A 25,445-nucleotide genomic window follows, 5' to 3' on the forward strand; every position below is an offset into this window, starting at 1 on the left:
TGAATTAATTTAAGGCTTGAATTAATAATTATTTTATAAAAATTTATGAAAAGTATTAAAAATATATTTTTTATTTAAAATCTAATCGGTTAGATTTTTTAAAATTCAAACTTCTAAACGGTTAGAAATGAAATTTAATCACTATAAAGATAATAATTAAGGAGATAGATTATTATGGTTACAATCAAAGACGTGGCAAAAAAAGCAGGGGTTTCTGTAGCAACAGTTTCTGCAGTAATAAATAAGGATTCTGATGTCAATGTGAGTGACAGGCTTTCAAAAAAAGTAATTAATGCCGTTAATGAACTAAATTATCGTCCAAATAGAATTGCCAGGGCATTATCAAAAAAAGAAAATCCAATGATAGCCTATGTAGTTCCGACAATTAGGAATCAATTTTTTTCGCAGATTGGTCATTACATTGAGAATTTTGCTTTCGAAAAAAAATATGGGGTATATTTATGTAATACACACTCAAAAATAGAAAGAAGTGATTTATATTTAAATAATTTGATTGAAAATAGAGTTAGTGGTGTGATAGTAACTTTAACCTGGGAAATTATGACCAGCAATTTTATTGAGAATCTTCTAGAAGCAAATATTCCTGTGGTGGGTATGGCTGGAGCTCGGAAAAGAGATGATATTGATACAGTGTTAATTGATGATCAGGAAGGAAGCTATAAAGCCGTTGAATATTTAATTAAGAATAATAGATCTAGCATTGCCTTTATTGGGGTGGAGGAAAGTAAAACTACTGAAATTAGATATTCTGGTTACAAAAAAGCATTAAAAGAAAATAATTTAAAATTAGATGAAGATTTGGTTTCAATTCAAAAAGATTTTGACAGAGAAGATGGATATCAGGCAGCAGAAGAATTGATTGAAAATTATGGAGCAATAGATGCCATTTTTGTTTACAATGACGTAATGGCTTCTGGAGTAATTGATTATTTAAATCATCAGAAAATTAAGATACCAGATGAAGTTGCAGTTATTGGTTATGATAATAGTGTAGCTTCTTATACCAGACCAAAACTCACTACTGTAGCTTTACCAAAGTTCAAAATGGCAGAACAATCGATGAAATTATTATTTAATAGAATTCAGAATAATAGTAGGGATGAATATCAGAAATTGTTGATTCATCCAGATTTAATAATTAGAGAAACTACTTAAGGCTTTATAAATTGAATAATTAAAAATCAATATGATTTTTTGCTAAATATTTTTTTAATTTAATTAAGGAGGTGAGGCACAAAAATTTAGTTTAGTGAATTGATTATATATATTGGCAACGGTCTTAAAGACTAATTTTCTAACAAAAAAGGGAGGAATAAATTTATGTTTTTATCAAGTATTAAAAAGGTTTTAGTTTTAAGTGTTATTATCATCTTTGGAATGTTGTTTACAGTTTCTTCAGTAAGTGCGCAAACTGAAATGGATATGTGGACTTTTGTTAATGCACATGCTGAATTTTATGAAATGATGGCTGAGAACTGGAATCAAGAAAATCCTGATCGAGCTATAACACTCAATACTCAGGTATTACCTTTTAATCAAATGCATGACAAGTTAAATATAGCCTTACAAACTGGTATGGGTGCTCCTGATATTGTTGATATTGAAATCGGAAAATTCCCTGGTATTTTAGAGAATAATGCAGAAACTTTAGTTGATTTAAGTTCAGTAATTGATGAATATAGAGATGATATTTTAGAAGCGAGATTAGCACCTTATTCTACTCCTGATAATAAAGTATATGGAATTCCTACTCATGTTGGAACATATTTAATGTATTATAACGTAGATATGTTAGAAGAAGCTGGAGTTTCAATTGATGATATTGAAACCTGGGATGATTATCTTGAGGCAGGAAAAAAAGTTAGTAAAGATACCGATGGAGATGGAGAAAATGATCAATTTATGCTTGCGGTTCCAAGTGAAGAAGCTTCAGCTTTTGATGGAATGAGTAGACAGTTGGGAAGTAATTATTTTGATCAGGATGGTAATGTGATTTTAGATAGAGAAGAAAATATTAGAACTCTAAAGCGCTTAAAAGATTATGTTTATAAATATGAGATAGCTGATGTTGTTACTGATTATCATGAGCAGAATTTCTATAATGCTTTAAATAATGAGAAATATGCTAGTATTTTTATGCCTCAGTGGTATATGATTAGATTTACTGATTTTATGCCAGATCTTAAAGGTAAAATTCGTGTAAGACCTCTTCCTGCATGGCCTAATGGAGAAGGAACACTTTCTACAATGGGTGGTGGAACAGGAACTGCAGTCACTCAAGAAGCAAGCGATGTTGAATTGGCAAAAGAGTTTTTAGCTTATGCTAAATTAACTAGGGAAGCTGGAGTTAAAATTTGGACTGATTTAGGTTTTGATCCAATTGTTACTGATGCCTATAATGATGAATCATTCCAGGAGAAATTCCCTTATTTTGGTAACGAAAAAGTTATGCTGACTATTCAGGATTTACAGTCAGAAATTCAACCACTTTATTTCTCTGATCTCTTAACTAGACTCCGCGACCAATTAAATGAAGAAACACTATATGAAATTTTTGAAAATGGTGGAGATGTAGAAAAGAATATTAAAGAAGCTGCCGAAAAGCTTAGAGCAGAACAATAATCTAATAATTAGTCCCCTCTTTTGAGGGGACTAATTTTCAGTTAAACTTTTTATGGAGGTGTTGTATTTGATGCTAAAAAATTTATTTTATAATAAAAAAGTAGTTCCCTGGATTTTTATTACTCCTTTTTTATTATTTTTTACGGTTTTTAAAGTCTGGCCAATTGTATATTCAGCCTATTTAAGTCTGCATGAAATGAGCGGCTTAAATACGTCTAATTTTGTTGGTCTTCAAAATTATTTTGAAGTTTTTTCTGATAGTGATTTTTTAAAGGCTGTTTGGAATAATACTAAATATATGATTGGGACAATGATTACTTTGATTCCTATCCCTCTGATTTTTGCAGTCCTCTTAGATTCGAAGCACTGTAAAGGTAAAAATATTTATAAAGCTATTTTATTTATTCCTACTTTAACTTCTTTAGTAATTGCTGCTGCTGTTTTTAAAATATTACTTTATGAAGGAGAAGCCGGAATTATAAATACAATTATAGGTTTATTTGGTTTTTCACCACAAAAATGGCTTATTAGTCCCTATTTGACTATTCCCTCAGTAATCTTAATAGCAACCTGGCGCTGGACCGGTATGAATTTGATTTACTTTACCACAGGTTTAACAGGGATATCTCAGGAATTATACGAATCAGCTTCAATTGATGGTGCAAATATGCTGCAGCGCTTCTTTTATATTACTGTTCCATTATTAAAACCAATCATTATTTTTGTAGCAACTTTAAATTTAATAGGTGGCTATAAATTATTTACTGAAGTATTTATGTTATGGGATGGTGGTGCATCTCCCGGGAAAAGTGCCTTAACTATGGCGGTATTATTATATAGAACTGCATTTTCTTATTTTGAATTAGGCTATGCTTCTACAATTGGATTTGTAATGGCTTTAATAATATTAGTACTTTCTTTAATTCAATTAAAAATTACTGGATTTTTCAATGAAGAAGAATAAAAATACTGTTATAAGGGAGGGTTATAATGTCTATTAAACCAAAACAATTAGATAGAATTAAAACAGCTTTAGTTATTCTTTTTTTTATATTTGTTTCTCTGTTATTTATAATTCCATTTTATTGGATGCTTGTATCTTCATTTAAACCAACTGGAGAAATATTTACTGATAGTTTGAGTTTACTGCCCAAAAATCCGATAATTAGCAGTTATACAAATTTATTGGGTACACATTTTTTAAGATGGTATCTAAATACTATGATTTTTGCAGTAGGGTATGTAATTTTAGGATTGTTTGTTTGTAGTCTGGCTGGCTTTGCTTTTGCTAAATATAAATTTAAATTTAGAAATCTTATTTTTATTGTGATAGTAGCTGCTCAAATGCTGCCGATTCATATGCAGTTAATCCCGCTTTTTATTATGCTAACTAAATCGGGGATAGTTAATACTTATGCTGGCTTAATTTTTCCTATGATAGCAAATCCATTGGGTCTCTTTTTTGTCAGGCAGTATATGCTGGGGATACCTGATGACTTAATGAATGCCGCCAGGGTAGATGGCGCTTCTGAATGGCAGATTTACTATAAAATCATCCTGCCAATTTCTAAACCCGCCTTAGGAGCAATGGCAATATTATTTTCACTTTTTGCCTGGAATAATCTGTTGTGGCCATTAATTGTAATGAGAACTGAAGAGATGTTTACTTTATCTGTAGGTTTATCAACATTAATTGGACAGTATAGACCACAATACGGTATGTTAATGGCAGGTTCAACTCTGGCTGTTCTGCCAATTGTACTTTTGTTTTTGAAAATGCAGAGTTATTTTATTTCAGGTCTAACTGCTGGAAGTATTAAAGGTTAAAAAATATAAATTTTTTGGAGGAATATAATTTTGAATAAACTGATTTTAAATATAGAGCAAGCTAAGGAAAAGATCAATAAAAATATTTATGGTCATTTTGCTGAACATTTGGGTAGGTGTATTTATGAGGGCTTTTGGGTTGGCGAAGATTCTGAGATTCCAAATACTAGAGGTATTAGAAATGATGTTATTGAAGCTTTAAGAGAGATTAATATACCGGTATTAAGATGGCCCGGCGGTTGTTTTGCAGATGAGTACCACTGGAAAGATGGTGTTGGCCCTCGCGAGGAAAGAACTACCATTGTTAATAATCACTGGGGTGGAGTAACTGAAAATAATCACTTCGGTACTCATGAATTTATGGATCTATGTGATCTTTTAGATACAGAACCCTATATCTCAGGAAATCTGGGTAGTGGAACTATTAGAGAAATGCAGGAATGGGTTGATTATATGACCCATGATGGAGAGTCTCCAATGTCTGACTGGAGAAAAGAAAATGGTAGAAAAGAACCCTGGGATTTGAAATATTTTGGAGTAGGGAATGAGAACTGGGGCTGTGGTGGCAACATGCGGCCTGAGTATTATGCTGATAAATATAAAAATTATCAAACATATATTAATGATCACGGAGATAATAAAATATTCAAGATCGCCTGCGGCTCTCATGACAGTAATTATCACTGGACTGAAGTTCTAATGGAAGAAGCTGCAGATAAAATGGATGGTTTAAGTCTTCATTATTATACTGTTCCTGGTGATGAGTGGGAAAATAAAGGCTCAGCTACTGATTTTGATCAGAATGAATGGTATATTACATTAAAAAAGGCCATGTATATGGATGAACTAATAACAAAACATAGTACAATTATGGATAAATATGATCCAGAAAAGAAGGTTGCCTTAATAGTTGATGAATGGGGGACCTGGTATGATGTTGAACCCGGCACAAACCCCGGCTTTTTATATCAGCAGAATACTTTAAGAGATGCTCTTGTAGCCGGAATTCATCTAAATATTTTCAATCAGCATGCTGATAGAGTAAAAATGGCCAATATAGCTCAAACTGCAAATGTTCTGCAGGCCATGGTTTTAACAGATGAAGAGGATATGATTGTAACCCCTACTTATTATGTATTTAAGATGTTTAAGGTACATCAGGAAGCACTCCAAATTCCTATTTATTTAGAAACTGAAAAATATAAGGAGATTCCAAAGTTGAGTGTTTCTGCTTCTAAAAATGAGCAGGGAGAAGTTAATATTACTATCTGTAATCTGGATCCAGAAAATGAAGCTAAAATTGAAACTGTTATTAATGCTATCAAGGCCAATGAAGTTGAGGCTAAAATACTAAGTTCAGATAACTTAAATGATCATAATACATTTGAAAACCCTGATAAAGTTAAACCAGAAGGATTTGATAAGTTCAGCATGGAAGGTCAGAAATTGGTCGGAGAAATCCCATCGAGTTCTGTAGTATTGTTAACTCTGAAAAAATAATCATATTATTTTTAAAGTTCATTAAAAGTACGAAAAAAAATCTAAAAGTTTAATATGTCTTTATTATAATTAAACTCAAAAAATAAGCGAAAGGAATGGGTTTATGAAAAAACAACAAGTTAACCCCTATTTACCATCCTGGGAGTATATTCCTGATGCTGAACCTTATGTTTTTAAAGATCGAGTATATATTTACGGTTCTCATGATCGATTTAATGGTCACGCATACTGTTTGAATGATTATGTCTGCTGGTCGGCACCGGTGGAAGATCTCTCAGACTGGCGCTATGAAGGAGTAATTTATAGAAAAACAGAAGATCCACTCAATCCTGAAGGAGCCATGTGTCTTTACGCTCCTGATGTGACTGTTGGATCTGATGGCAGGTATTATCTTTATTATGTTCTTGATAAAGTTCAGATTGTTTCGGTAGCTGTTTCTGACACTCCGGTTGGAGAGTATGAGTTTTATGGTTATGTACATTATGCAGACGGTACCCGTCTGGGCGAAAAAGAAGGGGATCAGCCGCAGTTTGATCCAGGTGTTATTACTGAAGGAGATAAAACTTATTTATATACCGGCTTCTGTCAAAAAGATGATAAATCAAGAAATGGTGCTATGGCCACTGTTTTAGATAAAGATATGCTGACAATAATTGAAGAACCGAAATTTGTAATTCCCAGTGAGCCATATAGTGAAGGAACAGGTTTTGAAGGGCATGAGTTTTTTGAAGCCCCATCAATTAGAAAAAGAGGAGATAAATATTATTTAATTTATTCTTCAATTTTAATGCATGAGTTATGCTATGCAACCAGTAAGAATCCAACCGAAGGCTTTAAATACCAGGGCACCATTGTCAGTAATGCTGATATTGGTATTGACAGCTATAAAGATGCTGATAAGCCAATGTATTATGGCGGCAATAACCACGGCAGTATTGTTGAGATAAATGATAATTGGTATATCTTTTATCACCGCCATACTAATGGAACTAATTTCAGCAGACAGGCCTGCCTGGAGAAAATAGAATTTACTGCTGAAGGTCAAATCCCTCAGGTAGAAATAACTTCTTCTGGTTCTAAAGATAATCCTCTGCTTGGTGTTGGAGAATATCCGGCTTATCTTGCCTGTAACTTATTTACTGATGAGGAATCAGTTTATACAGATTTTAGTGGAGCCTGGATGAATAAGCAGTTTCCTAAAATAACTCAGGATGGAAAAGACGGAGATAAGGAGATTGGATATATTCAAAATATGAAAGATTCAGCGACAGCTGGTTTTAAATATTTCGACTGTCATAAGATAAATAAAGTTAAGATTAAAGTTCGAGGCTACTGCAGCGGCAAATTTGAAGTTAAGACTGTCTGGGATGGTGAAGTTTTGGCTGAGATATCGGTTAAGTCCTCAAATATCTGGCAGGAGTATTCAGCAGCTGTTAAAATTCCGGATGGAGTACAGCCTCTATATTTCACTTATAGAGGAGAAGGAAGTGCAAGCTTAGCTTCATTTACTCTGCTTCCATGATAAAATGATGTTTGAACTTTATATTTTATTTTAATACCGCTATCTATATGGCGGTATTATTTTTTAAAGTTTAAAAAGTCTGAAATTTCTTGCAGGAATCAGTTCACAGGTGGCGAATAATATAAGTATAGCATTAATTTAAGTCTTAAATTAACATCCGATTATTTATTAAAAAGTTAATTTATGTAAAAAATATTTAATAGGAGGAAAGCAGATGAGTTTTGAATACCACGTTTCTAAAAAGGGATCAGATTTTAATTCCGGAACTAAAGAAGAACCATTTTTAACAATCAATAAAGCTGCAGCTGCAGCTCAGGCCGGAGATACTGTAATTGTTCACGAAGGTACATACAGAGAGTGGGTCAAACCACAGAATAGAGGTTTAAGTGAAAGCAGGAGAATTACCTATCAGGCAGCTGAAGATGAGAAAGTAGTGATTAAGGGTTCAGAAAAAATAAACGATTGGGAGAATGTTGAAGATTCAATCTGGAAAACAGAAATAGATAATCAATTTTTCGGTGAATACAATCCCTACCAGAAAGAAATTTTTGGTGACTGGTTGATTCACACCGGCGGCCAGGAAACTAAACACTTGGGTGATGTTTATTTAAATGGGATGTCTTTTTATGAAGTCGACTCATATGATAAATTAGTTGATCCAGAAGTTAAAACTGAAATTAAAGATGACTGGACTGGTAAAATAGATAAAGTTAAAAATCCGGAGCAGACAAAATATCTCTGGTATGTTGAAGTTGACGAAGAAAAAACAACGATTTATGCTAACTTTCATGAGTCTGATCCAAATCAGGAGTTAGTAGAAATTAATGTGAGGAAAGCCTGTTTTTATCCAGAAACAAATGGTATTGATTATATCACTGTTAGGGGGTTCGAGATGGCCCAGGCGGCAACTCCCTGGACACCTCCAACAGCCGACCAGCCCGGTCTAATTGGACCTAACTGGGCAAAAGGATGGATTATTGAAGATAATATTATTCATGACTCTAAATGCAGTGCAATCAGTATTGGAAAAACAGCTGCTACAGGAGATAATTTCCGCAGTAAGAGACAGGATAAACCTGGCTATAAATATCAGATTGAATCAGTTTTTGAAGCAGAAGCTTACGGCTGGAATAAAGATAATGTTGGCTCTCATATTATTAGAAATAACGAAATATATGACTGCGGCCAGAATGGAGTTGTCGGCCATTTAGGCTGTATATTCAGTGAAATATACAATAATCACATTTATAATATTGCTTTAAAAAGAGAATTTTACGGCCATGAAATTGCAGGAATTAAGCTGCACGCGCCCATTGATGTAGAGATTCATGATAATCGTATCCATAATTGTTCATTGGGAACCTGGATGGACTGGCAGACACAGGGAACCAGAATCAGCAGTAATCTTTATTATAATAATAACCGCGACTTATTTATTGAGGTCAGCCACGGACCTTATATTGTTGATAATAATATTCTGGCTTCTGATTATGCCCTGGATAATTTCTCTCAGGGAGGAGCCTATGTTAATAATTTAATAGCAGGAAAGATGGTACACCGAAAAATATTAAAACGCTCTACCCCCTATCACCAGCCTCACAGCACTAAAATTAAGGGTTTTACAGTAATTTTAGGTGGAGATGATCGTTTTTATAATAATATTTTTATTGGTTTAGAGGACCTTGATGATATTTTTGAAGTTGATCACGGAGCAACTTCTAATGACAAAGCAAAAGAGGGTGTAGGAACTGCTCATTTTAATAATTATACAGCTTCTTTAGAAGAATATTTTAATAAAGTTCATCAGAAGCCTGGTGATGTAGAGATATTTATGGATACCAATCAGCCTGTATATATAAATAATAATCTTTATCTTAATGGAGCACTCCCGTTTGAAAGAGAGGAAAGAAACTATATTGAAGCTGATTTTAATCCAGAATTATCAATCAGGGAATCAGGAGAAGATGTCTATCTGGAATGTAAGCTGACATCAGATTTTGAAAATATTGAAGCAGATATCCAAAGTACCGAAAATTTTGAAAAAGTTAGGATTACTGACGCTGACTTTGAAAATAAGTTGGGAGAAAAAATAGTTTTTGATAAAGATTATTTAGGCGAAAACTTTATCCCAAAAGCATCAATTGGTCCATTGGCTGTATTGAAAAATGGTAATAATAGTGTTAAAGTTTGGAGCAAATAAAAAAGTCTGATTTATATTAAATGAATTTAAATTTAAAAAATTAAGACTATTTTGCAGGAATATGTATAAATATGTCGAAATATATATTTAGAAGTTAATTTACTTGTTAAATTAACATTTAAATTAAATTCTTTTCATATATATTAAATTTAAGAAAGGGGGGAATTCACTTAATTAGGATTTATTTAATTAAACAGGGAGGTTATTAAAAAAATGAAAAAATCATTATCTTTAGTTGTGACAGTATCTATGTTTTTAGTTATTTTATTAAGTGTTTCTGCTATTGCTCAAGAAGAAATTGTTCTATGGGATATAACTACTGAAGCCGAGAGTGAATTACCAGTAATACAGGACGCAATTGCTAGATTTGAGGCAGATAATCCTGAGTATACAATAAGACATGTACCAACAAGTAATGATGATTATAAAACAAAATTACAGGTAGCAATGGGAGCAAATAATGAACCAGATATTTTTATGTCCTGGGGTGGAGGTCCATTAAAAGAATATGTTGATGCAGGTAAAGTAATGGATATGACCAAGGCGTTAAAGCAGGATGACTGGATTGAAAGATTTGTGCCGGCCGGTTTAGAAATTGCCAGATTTGATGGAAATTATTATGCTGTGCCAATTACCGGTATGAGAGCAGTTTTAATGTTTTATAGAACTGATATTTTTGAAGAAGTAGGAGTAGAAATTCCAGAAACCTATGAAGATTTTAAAGATGTAATTGTTCAGCTAAAGGATGCAGGGTATATTCCACTTTCTCTGGCAAACAAAAATAGATGGACTGGATCAATGTATTATATGTATTTAGTTGACCGCATAGGTGGAAAAGAAGCTTTTCTTAATGCGGCAAATAGAAATGGTGGATCATTTGCAAGTGAAGCTTTTGTAAGAGCAGGAGAAGTTATTCAGGAACTGGTTGATCTTGGAGCATTCCCTCCAGGTGTAAATGGACTTGATGAAGACCAGGGACAATCAAGACAGCTCCTTTATGCTGATCGGGCAGCGATGTATTTGATGGGAGACTGGGCATATGGATTAATTAAAAATGAGAATCCAGCTATGTTAGAGAATTTCAGTTTCTTTAGATTCCCAGTTTTTGAAGATGGAAAAGGAGATCCAAGCAATTTAGTTGGTTCACCAGGTGGAAATATGTACAGTGTTGCCAAAAGCAGTGAGCATCAGGAAGCAGCTATTGAGTTTCTAAAATATTTATCAGATGAAACTGCAGCAAAACAGTTAGTAGATCTTGGCAACCTTGCTCCTTTTAGAGGTGTAGAAGAATATTTGGATGATCCATTTATGATTGATATATATAATGCGTTGAATAATGCTAATTATGTTCAATTATATTATGATCAGTATTTACCACCTCAAATAGCTCAAGCACACCTAGATACAATTCAGGGTTTATTTGGAAAGACCATGACTCCTGAGGAAGCAGCTCAAATGGTAGAAGAAGAAGCACAAAAATACTTTAATGAACAATAAATATTAACTATAATAATCACCCTGTTTATTTAAAAGACAGGGTGATTATTTAACAATTAGATTAGGAGGTATTAAAATATGCAGAAGGTTAGTAAACTAACGATATTTTTATTTTTACTACCGGCATTATTAATTTTTTCACTTTATATGGTAGCACCAATACCTCTTTCTGCATTTTATTCTTTTTTTAGGTGGAAAGGATTTGGAGAAAGGGTTTTTGTTGGCTTAAGTAATTGGGTGGAATTAATTGGGGATGGTATATTTCATAAGGCATTATTTAATAATTTCAAGTTGGTGTTTTTATCTTTATTTGGGCAGTTACCAATTGCACTGGCATTAGCTATTTTACTGGCTAAAAAAACAAGAATTACCGATATTTTAAAAACTATCTATTTTGTTCCTCTTTTAATGTCTTCTGTTGCTGTTGCAACTTTGTGGAGTAATATTTATGATCCTAATTTTGGGCTTTTGAATATGTTTTTACAAACAATCGGGTTTGAGAATCTATTTATCGATTATCTTGGGAATCCTAAATTAGCCTTATATTCTGTAATTGTAGCAATTAACTGGCGTTATATTCCCTTCTATATGATTCTATTTCTGGCAGCGATAAAAAATATACCCGACGAGCTTTATGAAGCTTCAAGAGTTGATGGAGCTTCAAAATGGGAAAATTTCCGCTATATTACACTGCCTTTGCTCAGACCTACAATAATTAATGCCAGTGTACTTTCTCTTGTAGGTTCCTTAAAGTTTTTTGATATTGTATATGTTTTAACAGGTGGTGGGCCTAATAATGCTTCAGAATTAATGGCAACCTATATGTATAAAAACGCCTTCAATAGCTTGAGAATGGGTTATGGCAGTACTATTGCTCTTGCCTTATTTATAATTGCTTTTACTTTTTCAATTATATTTATGAAAGTTACAAAAAAGGGGGCTAAATAATGTCAAAGACTGCAAAGATCATAGTAATATTACTGGCAGGTATCTGGTTATTGATAACACTTTATCCATTTATCTTTATGCTGCAGACCAGCATGAAAACTAATATGGAGTATTTTACTACCTCAGTTTGGGCATTTCCAGAAAATATAAGTCTAGATAATTATTTAACCGCTATGAATTCAGGTTTTATAAGATTTTATTTAAACAGTTTATTTGTAACTATTACTTCACTTGTAATTATTATTATCTCAGCTTCAATGGCAGCCTACATGATTGCTAAAATAGATTTTAAGTTAAGTAATTCAGTTTTTTCATTTTTTCTGGCTGGAATGATGATTCCGATTCATATTACTTTAATTCCTGTTTATCGAATGACTCAAACTATGGGGTTATATGATAAACTAACAGGACTAATTGGTCCTTATGTAGCTTTTAGCTTACCTATTTCAATATTTATTTTAACAGGATTTATTGCAGAAATTCCAAGAGAACTAGAGGAAGCAGCCTATATTGATGGGGCAAATATCTTTCAGATTTTTACTAAAATTATTTTTCCTTTAATCAAACCAGCAGTTTCTACAGTCGCAATTTATAATTTGGTTTTATTATGGAATGAATTTATATATGCTCTGGTTTTAATTTCTAATCCAGATAAATGGAATTTGACCTTAGGATTATGGAATTTTCAGGGGCAATATGGAACTAATGTACCAATGGTTATGACTGGAGTTATGCTCTCTGTTTTACCACTCTTATTATTCTACATTTTCCTTCAGGAAAAAGTAATTAAGGGTATGACAGCAGGAGCAGTTAAGGGTTAAGAATAAGACATAAAATATGATAATCTAGATTTAATTAAAGCCTTAGAGGATAATTTTAAATAATAAAAATAGTTATTTCAGAATATAAATTCGGGAGAGGTTTGAAATGCTTAAAAGTCAAAAAATTCGAGAAAGCAGTCCTGAACTTGATGCTTTAAAAATGGGGATGGACTGGAAGGAAGACGATTTATCTAAAGCTCAGATTTTAGTAAGCAGCACCTATGGTTATGGGCATCCAGGCAGTTTTCACCTTGATCAGCTGGTTGAAGAGGCACTGCAGAGTTTAAAAAAGCAGGGAGCCAAGGGTGCTTCAATGATAGTCAGTGACATTTGTGACGGTATTGCTCAGGGACATGATGGAATGAATTATTCGCTGGTTTCTAGAGAAATGATAGCAAATATGGTAGAAGTACAGGCAAAAGCAGCTCCTTATGATGGAATAATGATGATCTCAGCCTGTGATAAAGCAGTTCCTGCCCATCTGCTTGCAGCAGCAAGATTAAATATGCCGATAATTCAGGTGCCCGGGGGTTCAATGGCGCTGGGTAAGAAAAAGACCACAGTTGATATGACTGCCCGTGATTATGCCAGATATAAAAGAGGAGAAATCAGTAAAGAAAAATATTTAGAAACTCAAAAGTTGGCCTGTCCCTCCTGTGGTGCCTGCCAGTTTATGGGTACAGCTTCTACTATGCAGGTGATGGCTGAGGCACTTGGACTGGCTTTACCGGGTTCAGCTTTAATCCCAGCCAATGGTCCCTATTTAAAAGAAATGACTGATCTGGCAGCCTCCTTTTTAACTGAAGCTGTAAAAAAAGATCTTAAAGTCAAAGATATAGTAACTAAAAAGTCAATTGAAAATGCAATTGCAGTCCATGCTGCAATAGGCGGCTCAAGTAATGCTCTGCTGCATCTGCCGGCCTTTGCTCATGAACTTGGCATAGAAATTGACGGCAACTTATTTGATGAGATTAACCGTAAAGTACCATTTTTAGTTAACACAATTCCCAGTGGGGATTATCCAACTCAGTATTTCTGGTATGCTGGCGCTGTTCCGGAAATTATGGAAAGAATTAAAGAACACCTCCATCTTGATGTTTTAACAGTAACGGGAAAAACGCTGGGTGAAAATCTTCAAAGCTTAGCAGACTTCTCCTATCTCAAAGGAATGGAAGAAAAACCAGCTTTAATGCCGGAAAAAGAAAAAGTGATTTTCTCAATGGACTCTCCGATTAATGAAGAGGGGGCAATTGCAGTTTTAAAAGGAAATCTGGCTCCAGAAGGCTCAGTGGTAAAGCATTCTGCCCTTCCAGAAGAGATGAAAGATTTTGTTGGTCGGGCAAGAGTTTTTGATCAAGAAGAGGAAGCAATGGAAGCAGTTTTAAATGGGGATATAGTTTCCGGTGATGCTGTAATTATTCGCTATGAAGGACCTAAGGGAAGTGGAATGCCTGAAATGTATTATACAACAGAGGCTATTGCTTCTGACCCTAAATTAAATAAGACAACAGCTCTAATAACTGATGGTAGATATTCCGGGGCCACCCGGGGACCGGCAATCGGACATGTTTCGCCTGAAGCTGCTTCGGGAGGGCCGATAGCTCTTGTTAAAGAAAATGATCTAATCGAAATTGATATAGAAAATAGAAGCATAAATATTATTGGAGTCAGTGGTGAAGAAAAAAGTAAAGAAGAAATCAGTCAGATTCTAAATGAGCGAGCAAAAGATTGGGTTAAGCCGGAGCCAAAATTTTTAAATGGGGTACTGGGTATCTTTACTCAGCTTGCAGCTTCTCCAATGAAGGGCGCCTATATCGATACTGAATATTTAAGTAATTTAATAAATAAAAGTACTAAATAATAATTATTGATGTGAGGAGGATTTAATTGATTAAAGGAATTATAACACCAACGATCACAGTTTTTGATGAGGATAAAAATATTGATTTTGAGGCAACAGAAGAACATATAGAAAATTTAATTGAAGCTGGTGTAAATGGGATTTTATTTTTAGGGAGCATTGGAGAATTTTTTGCAATGACTTTGGCAGAAAAGAAGAAGTTAATTTCTTTTGCTGTAAAAACTGTAAACAAGCGGGTGCCTGTTTTAGTAGGTACAGGTGGTACAGCTGCCGAAGATGTAATAGAGTTGAGTAATTTTGCTCAAGCTGAAGGAGTGGATGGAGCAGCTGTAATCACCCCTTATTTTTTCCAGTTTAACCAGCAGACCCTCTATAATTATTACAGTCATATTGCTCATAATGTAGAATTAGATTTATATATATATAATTTTCCTGCCCGCAGTGGAGTAAACATTGATCCCCAAACAGTTTATAAGCTGGCAAGTGAATATAAAAATATTGTGGGAATTAAAGATACAATGGATACAATCAGCCATACCAGAGAGTTAATTCAAAAAGTTAAAAAAGAGCTGGAGAAAGAATTTGCTGTTTATTCCGGATTTGATGAATACTTTTTACCAAACCTCCTGAATGGAGGAGATGGCTTAATCGGCGGTTTATCTAATATAGCCCCTGAACTTTTTGCTGAATTTTATAAGTCTTACCAAAAAGAAGACTTTAAGAAAATTAATGAAATATCCAATAAAATTAATATGATGATGGAAATTTACAGTCTTTCTGATCCTTTTTTTCCGGCAATTAAAAAAGCTGTTTCTCTCAGAGGGAGTAATCTAAACGCAGCCTGTAAAGAACCGGTTGGTCTCTTGAATGAATCACAGAGCAAAAATATTAAAAAAATACTTAAAAAAGTAAATTTAACCTAAAAAATCTAATTAAAGGAAAAACTACCTCTTAAATGGTGGTTTTTCTTTTTTTTATTAAAAAACCGCAAAAAATCTGAAATTTTTTGCAGGAATTTTTGGTTGAGTATTGAATAATATTTATAGAGAGTTAATTTACTTCTTAAATTAAAGCTTAAATTAACGAAAATTTTGTCATTTGTTTTAATAAATTAAAAAAGGAGGGATCAGTAAAAAGTACTTTCTTTGTTTATGATTCAAGTTAGCTTTCTTAAAGTCTTGATTTAAAATTAAAAGGGAGGAATAATTTTATGAAGAAATTTTCAATTTTGTCACTTGCTTTATTAATGGTATTTTCTCTATTTTCGGTTACAGTTATGGCTCAGGATGAGGTAAATTTAACATTATGGGATATTAGAACTGCTTCTGACCAGGTTACTCCTGCTTTACAGGATGCAATTGAGCGTTTTGAAGCTGATAACCCAAATGTAAATATTGAGCATGTACCTACTCAAAATGATAATTACAAAACTAAGCTGAGAACAGCTATGTCAGCTGATAATGCACCAGATCTATTTATGACCTGGGGTAGTGCCAGCTTAGAAAGATATGTTGATGCTGATAAAGTTTATTCATTAGAATCACATATGACAGAAGATTGGGAAAGTAATTTTATGCCAGCTGCTATGGATTTAGGTCGGGTAAATGGTGAGCTGTATGGTGTTCCAGTAACCAATGTTTCTCCAGCACTTGTCTGGTACAGAACTGATCTGTTTGAAGAATATGGTCTGGAAGTACCAGAAACATATGAAGAACTAAAAAATGTTGTAAAAACATTTAAAGAAAATGGAATAACTCCTTTTGCTCTGGCTAATAAAAACAAATGGACAGGTTCAATGTACTTTATGTATCTGGTAGATAGAATTGGTGGACCGGAAGCTCTGCAGCAGGCAATTAGCAGAAAAGGTGCTTTTAATGACAAACCATTTATTGAAGCAGGTAGAAGAATTCAGGAATTAGTAGAAATGGGAGCATTCCCTGATGGTGTTAATGGTCTTGATGAAGACGCAGGTCAGTCCAGAACTTTACTATATACCGACCGGGCAGCAATGTATTTAATGGGAAGCTGGGCATATTCTTCCTTCAAAAATGAAGCACCTGATATGTTAGATCAGTTTAGTTTCTTTAACTTCCCGGCAGTAGAATCCGGCAAAGGCGATCCTTCTAACTTAGTTGGTACACCTGGAGATAACTATTATTCAGTTTCTACTAAGGCAGCAAACAAAGAAGCGGCAGTTGAATTCTTAAAGTATTTAACTGATTCCAAAATGGGTGAAGAGTTAATCAATATTGGTAATATTCCGCCATTTACCGGTGTTGCAGAAAAGATTGACGATCCAATTATGAAGAAAATTTATAATTCCAGTCAGGAAGCAAATCATATTCAGCTCTGGTATGATCAGACATTACCATTAGAATTGGCACAGGTTCATTTAAATACAACTCAAGCTTTATTTGGTATGGAAATAACACCAGAAGAGGCAGCCAATCAGATGGAAGAAGCAGCTCAAGAGTACTATGGTGAATAAAATAAGTAATTTAATAGGCAGAGGGGATTTAATCCTCTCTGCTCTAATTTAAGAGGTGTTCTAATTATGAATAAAAAAGAATTAATGAACAATAAATATTTTATTGCAGCTCTGTTTTTACTACCTGCCGTTATTTTTTCTCTGGTTTATTTGATTATCCCAATTCCTCTTTCAACCTATTATTCATTCTTTAAATGGGATGGTATAGGGGCAATGGAGTTTTTGGGTCTCGATAACTGGTCAAAATTGTTGAGTGATCCAATATTCTGGTCTTCGATGGCTAATAACTTTAAACTGGTTTTAATTTCACTGGTTGTGCAGATTCCCATAGCACTGTTTTTAGCTGTATTGCTGACTAGAAAAATTAAAGGAGCAAGTTTTTTTAAGACTATCTTTTTTGTGCCGATGCTTTTATCTTCAATTGCGGTAGCTTTTCTCTGGCGCTATATGTATGATCCAACTTTTGGACTAATAAATAGTTTTCTAAACCTGGTTGGGCTGGAACAGTTAACCAGGAGCTGGCTTGGAAACTCAGATATTGCTTTTTATTCAGCATCTGCTCCTATCCAGTGGAGGTTTATTCCTCTTTATATGATTATTTTTATGGCGGCTATTTCTAATATACCAAAACAGCTTTATGAAGCTGCGGAAATAGATGGAGCTAATAACTGGCAGTCATTTTTCTATGTTACTTTACCAATGCTCAGATCTACAGTTGTTAATGCATCTGTTTTAATAATTGTTGGTTCACTTAAATATTTTGCCATGATTTTTGCTTTAACCGGTGGTGGACCAAATCATGCTTCCGAATTAATGGCTACCTATCTCTATACAAAATCTTTTACAGAAATGAATATGGGCTATGGTAGTACAATATCTGTAGCATTATTTTTAGTTGCCCTTATAGTATCAGTTGTATTTTTGAATTTCAGTAAAAAAGATGTCAGGAATTAGGTGAGTGATTATGATTAATAAATTAAAACAGTTAGTTATTTATATATTTTTGTCAGTCTGGCTGCTGATTACAGGATATCCACTTGTTTTTTTGGTCCAGAACAGTTTTAAAATCAGAATGGAATTTTTTCGCAATCCAGTCTGGTCTCTGCCAGAAAAATTTACCTGGCAAAATTATATTGAGGTAATGAAATCAGGTTTCTATATTTACTTTATCAACAGTATTATAGTCTGTTTTATTTCAGTTGCAATTATTATTATAGTTTCTGCTCTGGCCAGTTACGCAATTTCTAGAATAGATTTTAAATTTAATAAAATTGTTTATATTTTATTTCTGGCAGGAATGATGATTCCAATTCATTCAACCTTAATTCCTATTTATAAGATAACACTTTCAATGGGATTATATGATAAACTTTCAGCTTTAATTGGCCCCTATGTTGCTTTTAGTCTTCCAATTTCGGTTTTTATTTTGACCGGATTTATCAATGATATTCCTTATGAACTGGAGGAAGCAGCGATTATAGATGGAGCCAGCAGGTTTAGAATTTTTAGGGATATAATTTTACCACTGGTTAAACCGGCAATTGCTACAGTTGCAATTTATAATCTCACACTGCTCTGGAACCAATTTGCCTATGCTCTTGTCTTAACTTCAAGTCCGAGCAAAAGAATTTTAACTCTCGGTTTATTTGAATTTCAGGGACAGCACGGTATTAATATTCCTTTAACTTTGACAGCTTTATTTCTTTCTGTATTACCCTTGATTCTGCTCTATGTTTTCCTGCAGGAACATATTATTAAAGGAATGACAGCTGGTGCTTTAAAAGGATAAAAATAAAATATTATTAAGATAAAGAAGGAGAGATAATTAATGACGGAATTTAATTTAGATGACTATTCGCTGGAAGAAAAAGTAAATAAATTACTGGCTGAAATGACTTTAGAAGAAAAAGTTGCTCAGCTTGGTTCAATAGGACCGGATAAAATTTTAGAAAATGGCAGGTTCTCAGAAGAAAAAGCAGCTAAATATCTAAAAGATGGTATCGGTCAGATTACAAGAATAGCAGGTGCAAGTGCACTGGAACCGGAAGCTGCAGCTGAGGCGGCAAATAAGATGCAGAAATATATTGCTGAAAATACTCGTCTTGATATTCCAGCAATTGTCCATGAAGAATGTTTGAGCGGCTATATGGGTAAAGGTGGAACTACTTTTCCTCAGTCAATAGGTGTCGCCAGCAGCTGGGAGCCGGAGTTACTGGAAAGACAGACTGATGTGATTAGAAAACAGCTGCGTTCAATTGGAGCTCATCTGGCTTTATCTCCGGTTGCTGATGTGGCAAGAGATTTACGCTGGGGTAGAGTGGAGGAAACATTTGGTGAAGATCCCTATCTGGCTGCAGAAATGGTAACTTCCTATGTTAAAGGTCTGCAGGGAGATAAATTATCAGAAGGAATTGTAGCAACTTTAAAACACTTTGTCGGCCACAGCTATTCTGAAGGTGGACGCAACCATGCACCGGTAAATCTTTCTGAGCGTGAACTTAGAGAGAGCTTTTTATTCCCTTTTGAAGCAGCAATTAAAACTGTCGGTGCTGGTTCAGTAATGAATGCCTATCATGATATTGATGGAGTTCCCTGTGCCTCCTCAAGAGAGTTATTAACAGATATATTAAGAGGAGAATGGGGTTTTGACGGTGTAGTAGTTTCTGATTACTGGAGTATTAAAATGCTTTATAAAGAACATAAAGTAGCAGCTTCGATGCAGGAAGCAGGAATAAAAGCTTTAGAGGCAGGTTTAGATATAGAGCTGCCGGAAGCGGAATGCTATGGGCAAAAATTAGTTGATGCGGTTAATGAGGGACTGATTTCTGAGTCAGTAATTGACCAGTCTGTCAGACGACATCTCCGCTATAAATTTAAGGTTAATGCCTTTGATCAGCGCTATGTTGATCTTGATAAAATTGCTGATCTTTTTGAAACTGCTGAGCAGAGAGAACTGGCCCGGGAATCAGCCCGCAAATCTATGGTCTTACTGAAAAATGAAAATGACTTACTACCCTTAGCTAAAGATTTATCATCACTTGCTGTAATCGGACCTTCTGCAGACAGCACCCGTAATCTGCTTGGGGATTATGCCTACAGTGCCCATGTGGACAGCAAGGAAGATGCAGTTGAGGTTATCAGTATCTTAGCTGGAATCAGGTCTAAAATATCAGAAGAGACAAAAATTAATTATGCAGCTGGCTGCAGTATCATGGATCAGAACAGAGATGGCTTTGCTGAAGCTGTTATGGCAGCCAAGGAATCAGAGGTTGCTCTGGTTGTCGTTGGCGGTAAATCAGGTCTTTCCGGTATGGGAGAAAATGAAAACAGTGATGATGATGTAGTCGACTTTGAAGGTGGAGAATTTTTAAGTGAACTTCAGAATACCACTGATACTACCGGAGAACATCATGATCGGACTTCCCTCGATCTGCCAGGAGTACAGGAAGAATTGATTAAAGAAATTGTTAAGACAGGCACACCAGTTGTGGTTGTACTTGTCAATGGTCGGCCTTTATCAATTGAATGGACAGCAGAAAATGCAGATGCAGTCTTAGAAGCCTGGTTACCGGGAGAAGAAGGTGGAAACGGGGTAGCAGATGTATTATTTGGAGACTATAATCCAGCTGGAAAACTGCCGGTTTCAATTCCTAAAAATGTTGGGCAGACTCCTATTCACTATAACCGCCGCCATATGTCACACTACCGAGATTATGTATTTACAGGTAACAGACCTCTATATCCATTTGGTTATGGTTTAAGTTATACAGATTTTGAATATTCAAATCTTAAGATTACCCCTAAAGAATTTGAGGGCAATAAAACAATTACAATTAAGGCAGATATTAAAAACACAGGTCAGCTTGCTGGAGCAGAAGTAGTACAGCTCTATATTCATGATCGAATTGCTTCTTTAACCAGACCGATTAAATCTCTTAAAGGTTTTAAAAGAGTTGAGTTAAAAGCAGGAGAGACTAAAACTGTTGAATTCAAATTAAAAACAGAACAGCTCGCATTTTATGATAAGGATATGAATCTTGTAGTTGAGCCAGGAGAATTTGAGCTAATGCTCGGCAGTTCTTCTACAGATATTAGGCTTGAAGATGTGGTTGAACTAAAAGGAGATAAGGTGGAATTGACTGCAGAAAGAGAATATTTTACAGAGGTTGAAGTAAGTAATTAAAAATAACTCTAATTTATTGCAGGAATTTTAAAAATTGTATAGAATCTATATATTAGAGACTTAATTTATAACTTAAATTAAAACTTGAATTAATTTCTAAGATTTTAGGAGGAGGGATAAATTATATTTTAAAAAGTGACGGTTAAGTGTAATCTGTTTTTAATTTTATCAAAAATTTAAGGGGGATTAATTTAATGCGAAAAAGTATTATTATTTCAACATTAGTAGCGGTATTATTATTTTTAGGATCTTTTGGAGTAATGGCCCAGGATGGTATTACAATTGGATTGTCAATGGATAATTTGAGACTGGAAAGATGGCAGCATGATCGTGATATTTTTGTAAATAAGGCAGAAGAAATGGGAGCAGAGGTATTAGTTCAATCTGCTAATGGAGATGACACAGTTCAATTATCACAGGCAGAAAATTTAATTACCCAGGGAATTGATGTTTTAGTAGTTGTTCCTCATAATGGTAAGGTGATGGGAAGTATAGTTAGAGAAGCCCATGCAAATAATGTACCTGTACTTGCCTATGATAGAATGTTAATGGATAGTAAAGTAGATTATTATCTCTCTTTTGATAATGTTCGTGTAGGTGAATTACAGGCAGAATTTTTAGTTGATAAACAGCCTACAGGAAATTACTTTTTACTTGGAGGTTCTCCAACCGATAATAATGCTAAACTTTTCCGTCAGGGACAGATGAATATTTTACAGCCTTATATTGATCAGGGCAAAATAAATATTGTTGGTGATCAGTGGGCAAAAGACTGGTTACCACAGGAAGCATTAGGTATTGTAGAAAATGCTCTGACAGCTAATAATAATGATATTGATGTTATTGTTGCTTCTAATGATAGTACTGCCGGTGGAGCAATTCAAGCTCTTGAAGAGCAGGGTTTAGCCGGAGAAGTTTTAGTTTCTGGTCAGGATGCTGACCTTGCGGCCTGTCAGAGAATTGTTGAAGGTACTCAAACAATGACAATTTATAAACCAATTCAGGATTTAGCTAGTAGAGGTGCAGAAATAGCAGTTAATATGGCCCAGGGTAAAGAAATAGACACAAATGGTGCAATTAATAATGGTGAATATGATGTACCATCAGTTTTATTAACACCAATTCAGGTTCATAAAGGGAATATGGTGGATACAGTTATAGAAGATGGATTCCACGAAATGGAAGAAGTATATAAAAATGTACCAAAATCTGAATGGCCTGAACAGTAATCTTAAAAAAGGGGCGATTATTTGCCCCTTTTTCTTTTCTTAATGAAAGGAGTTGAACAATTTGGAAGAAGTTTTGCTGGAAACTAAGGATATCATTAAAGATTTTCCGGGTGTTAGAGCTTTAGATAAAGTATCTTTTCAGGTGAAAAGCAATCAAATTCATGCCCTCTGTGGAGAAAATGGAGCTGGTAAATCAACTTTAATTAAAGTTCTCAGCGGTGTTTATCCAAATGGAAGTTATGAAGGTCAAATTTTTATTGAAGGAGAAGAAAAAAAATTCGAAAATATTCATCAGGCTGAAGAAAATGGAATTGCTGTCATTCATCAGGAATTGACACTTTTTGAAGAAATGAATGTAGCAGAGAATATTTTTATGGGTAATGAAATTTCGCATAATGGATATATTGACTGGAATGAAATGTATGACCAAACAAACAAGTGGCTTAAAAAAATGAAACTGGAGGGAGTTAAACCAACAACTAAAGTTGGTGAGCTTGGAGTTGGTAAACAGCAGTTAATTGAAATCGCGAAAGCGCTGGCTAAAAATTCTAGACTTTTAATTCTGGATGAACCGACTGCATCTTTAACAGACAATGAAGTTGAGTTGTTAATGAAAATTTTAAGTGATTTAAAAAACGAAGGAGTTACTTGTATTTATATTTCTCATAAGTTAAATGAGGTTTTTGAGATTGCTGATTATATATCTGTTTTAAGAGATGGAGAATACATTGGCGGAGATCTGAAAGATAATTTAAACGAAAGAGAAGTAGTTAAAATGATGGTTGGCCGCTCAATTGAGCAGATGTTTCCTGATAGAAAATATAAAGCAGGTAAAGAAATTTTAAAAGTTGAAAGTTTAGATTTAAAAAATTATGAAGGTGAACAAATTTTAGAAAACATTTCTTTTGAACTGGCAGAAGGAGAAATCTTAGGAATCTTTGGATTGATTGGAGCTGGGAGAACTGAAATAGCTAATACACTTTTTGGTTATCTTCCTGGTAGTAAAAAAGGGGATATATATTTAGATCAGGAAAAAGTAGATATAAAGTCGCCAAAAGAAGCTCTCCACAAAGGAATTGCGCTAATTTCGGAAGATAGAAAAAGATTTGGTATTATTCCTCCAATGAGCGTTAAAGAAAATATATCAATTTCATTTTTAGACAAATTTAAAAACCTGTTAGTTGTTGATGAAAATAAAGAGATTGCAAATGTGACTGAACTGGTTGAACAATTAAATGTTAAAACAGCATCTCTTAATACTAAAATTGTTAATTTGAGTGGAGGAAATCAGCAGAAGGCTATTTTAGCTAAAAATCTTGTTGAAACTCCTAGAGTTTTAATAATGGATGAACCAACAAGAGGAATTGATGTTGGGGCAAAACAGGAAATTTACGAATTAATGAATAAATTTGCTGAAGATAAAATGGGAATTATTATGATTTCATCTGAGCTTCCTGAAATATTAGGTATGAGCGACAGAATTTTAGTAATGCATGAAGGTAAGATTACCAAAGAATTTGATAATAGAAATAAAGATATTAGTCAAGAAGATATTATGGTTTATGCTACAGGAGGGAAAATAGATGGCTGATACGAAAAAAATTAAATTTGACTTAAGAACTTATATGATGATTATTGCCTTAGTTTCAATCTGGATTATATTTTCCTTTACAACGGGAGGAGATTTTTTAACTGCAAGAAACATTTCCAATCTATTTAGACAGTCTGTCTTTACATCTATGTTGGCTATTGGAATGGTCATGGTCATAATAATGGGTCATATTGACCTTTCAGTTGGATCTCTGGTGGGTTTAACAGGTGGAGTAGTAGCGATTTTAGATGTCTGGCAGGGAATGAATCCTATAATGTCTATTGGTATTACGCTGTTATTAGGGCTGATTTTAGGGTTGTGGAATGGTTGGTGGACTGCTTATGGAAATGTTCCTTCATTTATTGTTACCCTTGGGGGTCTTTTAATATTTAGAGGTGTCTTAGTTGGAATAACTGGTGGAACAACTATTGGCCCAATGAGTGACCTGTTTTATTATTTTGGTAAGGGATATCTTTCAGATACAATTGGAATAATCTTTGCAGTTTTAGTAGGTTTAGCAATTATAATTATTCAGCTCAAGTCAAGAAGAGATAAATTAAAATATGATTTTGAAGTACTGCCTTTGAAGTTTGAAATTCTGAAAATAGTTGTTTCAGTTGCTTTATTAGTTACCTTTATTCTGATTTTTAATGCCTATCGGGGGATACCAATTCCCTTAATGGTTTTAACAGTTTTTCTAGCTATCTTTACATTTATAACTAATAAAACAACTTTTGGCCGCTATATTTATGCAATTGGTGGAAATAGCGATGCTGCCAAATTATCTGGTATAGATATTAAAAAAATAACTTTAACTGTCTTTATGCTCAATGGTTTGATGGCAGCAATTGGTGGAATATTTTTGACATCTCGTTTGAGTGCTGCTTCAGTTGCAGCAGGAAATAGTGCGGAACTTGATGCTATTGCTTCCTGTGTAATTGGTGGAGCCAGTTTAGCTGGTGGTATTGGAAAAGTAGGTGGTGCTGTAGTTGGTGCCATTGTTATGGCCAGTCTTGATAATGGAATGAGTTTAATGAATGTTGAAAATTTCTGGCAGTCAATAATTAAAGGTCTAATATTAATTCTTGCTGTCTGGGTTGATATTTATACTAAAAATAAGAAATCTGCTGCTTAA

Annotated in this window: 19 protein-coding genes; all 19 read left to right on the forward strand. The window is 34.1% G+C overall.

The window, feature by feature from the left end; genetic code table 11:
• Window positions 1–174: 174 nt before the first annotated feature.
• Complete coding sequence (locus BW929_RS10900) at window positions 175–1,176, forward strand: LacI family DNA-binding transcriptional regulator (RefSeq protein WP_076545522.1); 1,002 nt, start codon at window positions 175–177, stop codon at window positions 1,174–1,176.
• A gap of 165 nt (window positions 1,177–1,341) precedes the next feature.
• Entirely contained in the window at window positions 1,342–2,643 is a 1,302-nt protein-coding gene (locus BW929_RS10905; RefSeq protein WP_084566180.1) for an ABC transporter substrate-binding protein, read from the forward strand.
• 70 nt (window positions 2,644–2,713) lie between these two features.
• The gene (locus tag BW929_RS10910; RefSeq protein ID WP_076545558.1) at window positions 2,714–3,607 is read left to right on the forward strand and encodes a carbohydrate ABC transporter permease; all 894 of its coding nucleotides are present in this window, start codon (window positions 2,714–2,716) and stop codon (window positions 3,605–3,607) included.
• A 26-nt stretch (window positions 3,608–3,633) separates the two neighbouring features.
• Window positions 3,634–4,470, forward strand: coding sequence for a carbohydrate ABC transporter permease (locus BW929_RS10915; protein ID WP_076545523.1), 837 nt, complete (start codon window positions 3,634–3,636; stop codon window positions 4,468–4,470).
• Between the two features lie 27 nt (window positions 4,471–4,497).
• Window positions 4,498–5,970 (forward strand): alpha-N-arabinofuranosidase, encoded by a 1,473-nt coding sequence (locus BW929_RS10920; protein WP_076545524.1) that lies wholly within the window; start codon window positions 4,498–4,500, stop codon window positions 5,968–5,970.
• A gap of 103 nt (window positions 5,971–6,073) precedes the next feature.
• Complete coding sequence (locus BW929_RS10925) at window positions 6,074–7,492, forward strand: family 43 glycosylhydrolase (RefSeq protein ID WP_076545525.1); 1,419 nt, start codon at window positions 6,074–6,076, stop codon at window positions 7,490–7,492.
• Between the two features lie 214 nt (window positions 7,493–7,706).
• Entirely contained in the window at window positions 7,707–9,692 is a 1,986-nt protein-coding gene (locus BW929_RS10930) for a right-handed parallel beta-helix repeat-containing protein (RefSeq protein WP_076545526.1), read from the forward strand.
• Window positions 9,693–9,905: 213 nt separating this feature from the next.
• Window positions 9,906–11,189 carry an extracellular solute-binding protein gene (locus tag BW929_RS10935; RefSeq protein WP_084566182.1) on the forward strand — a complete coding sequence of 428 codons (1,284 nt, stop codon included), beginning with the start codon at window positions 9,906–9,908 and terminating at the stop codon, window positions 11,187–11,189.
• Between the two features lie 78 nt (window positions 11,190–11,267).
• Window positions 11,268–12,137 (forward strand): carbohydrate ABC transporter permease, encoded by an 870-nt coding sequence (locus tag BW929_RS10940; RefSeq protein WP_076545528.1) that lies wholly within the window; start codon window positions 11,268–11,270, stop codon window positions 12,135–12,137.
• Complete coding sequence (locus tag BW929_RS10945) at window positions 12,137–12,958, forward strand: carbohydrate ABC transporter permease (protein ID WP_076545529.1); 822 nt, start codon at window positions 12,137–12,139, stop codon at window positions 12,956–12,958. The genes BW929_RS10940 and BW929_RS10945 overlap by 1 nt, the downstream gene beginning before the upstream one ends.
• Before the next feature lie 106 nt (window positions 12,959–13,064).
• On the forward strand, window positions 13,065–14,819 hold the full coding sequence (gene ilvD, locus BW929_RS10950; protein ID WP_076545530.1) for a dihydroxy-acid dehydratase: 1,755 nt from the start codon (window positions 13,065–13,067) through the stop codon (window positions 14,817–14,819).
• Window positions 14,820–14,845: 26 nt separating this feature from the next.
• On the forward strand, window positions 14,846–15,742 hold the full coding sequence (gene dapA / locus BW929_RS10955) for a 4-hydroxy-tetrahydrodipicolinate synthase (RefSeq protein ID WP_076545531.1): 897 nt from the start codon (window positions 14,846–14,848) through the stop codon (window positions 15,740–15,742).
• 287 nt (window positions 15,743–16,029) lie between these two features.
• The gene (locus tag BW929_RS10960) at window positions 16,030–17,307 is read left to right on the forward strand and encodes an extracellular solute-binding protein (protein WP_076545532.1); all 1,278 of its coding nucleotides are present in this window, start codon (window positions 16,030–16,032) and stop codon (window positions 17,305–17,307) included.
• 66 nt (window positions 17,308–17,373) lie between these two features.
• Window positions 17,374–18,261: a carbohydrate ABC transporter permease gene (locus tag BW929_RS10965; protein WP_076545533.1), complete on the forward strand. Its 888-nt coding sequence runs from the start codon at window positions 17,374–17,376 to the stop codon at window positions 18,259–18,261.
• A gap of 10 nt (window positions 18,262–18,271) precedes the next feature.
• Window positions 18,272–19,096, forward strand: coding sequence for a carbohydrate ABC transporter permease (locus BW929_RS10970; protein WP_076545534.1), 825 nt, complete (start codon window positions 18,272–18,274; stop codon window positions 19,094–19,096).
• Between the two features lie 39 nt (window positions 19,097–19,135).
• Complete coding sequence (locus tag BW929_RS10975; RefSeq protein ID WP_076545535.1) at window positions 19,136–21,490, forward strand: glycoside hydrolase family 3 N-terminal domain-containing protein; 2,355 nt, start codon at window positions 19,136–19,138, stop codon at window positions 21,488–21,490.
• 194 nt (window positions 21,491–21,684) lie between these two features.
• On the forward strand, window positions 21,685–22,719 hold the full coding sequence (gene xylF / locus BW929_RS10980) for a D-xylose ABC transporter substrate-binding protein (RefSeq protein WP_076545536.1): 1,035 nt from the start codon (window positions 21,685–21,687) through the stop codon (window positions 22,717–22,719).
• A gap of 61 nt (window positions 22,720–22,780) precedes the next feature.
• Window positions 22,781–24,310 carry a xylose ABC transporter ATP-binding protein gene (locus tag BW929_RS10985; protein ID WP_076545537.1) on the forward strand — a complete coding sequence of 510 codons (1,530 nt, stop codon included), beginning with the start codon at window positions 22,781–22,783 and terminating at the stop codon, window positions 24,308–24,310.
• On the forward strand, window positions 24,303–25,445 hold the full coding sequence (locus BW929_RS10990; RefSeq protein ID WP_076545538.1) for a sugar ABC transporter permease: 1,143 nt from the start codon (window positions 24,303–24,305) through the stop codon (window positions 25,443–25,445). Before BW929_RS10985 ends, BW929_RS10990 begins: the two co-directional genes overlap by 8 nt.

The organism is Halanaerobium kushneri (genome assembly GCF_900156285.1).
Classification (GTDB): domain Bacteria; phylum Bacillota; class Halanaerobiia; order Halanaerobiales; family Halanaerobiaceae; genus Halanaerobium; species Halanaerobium kushneri.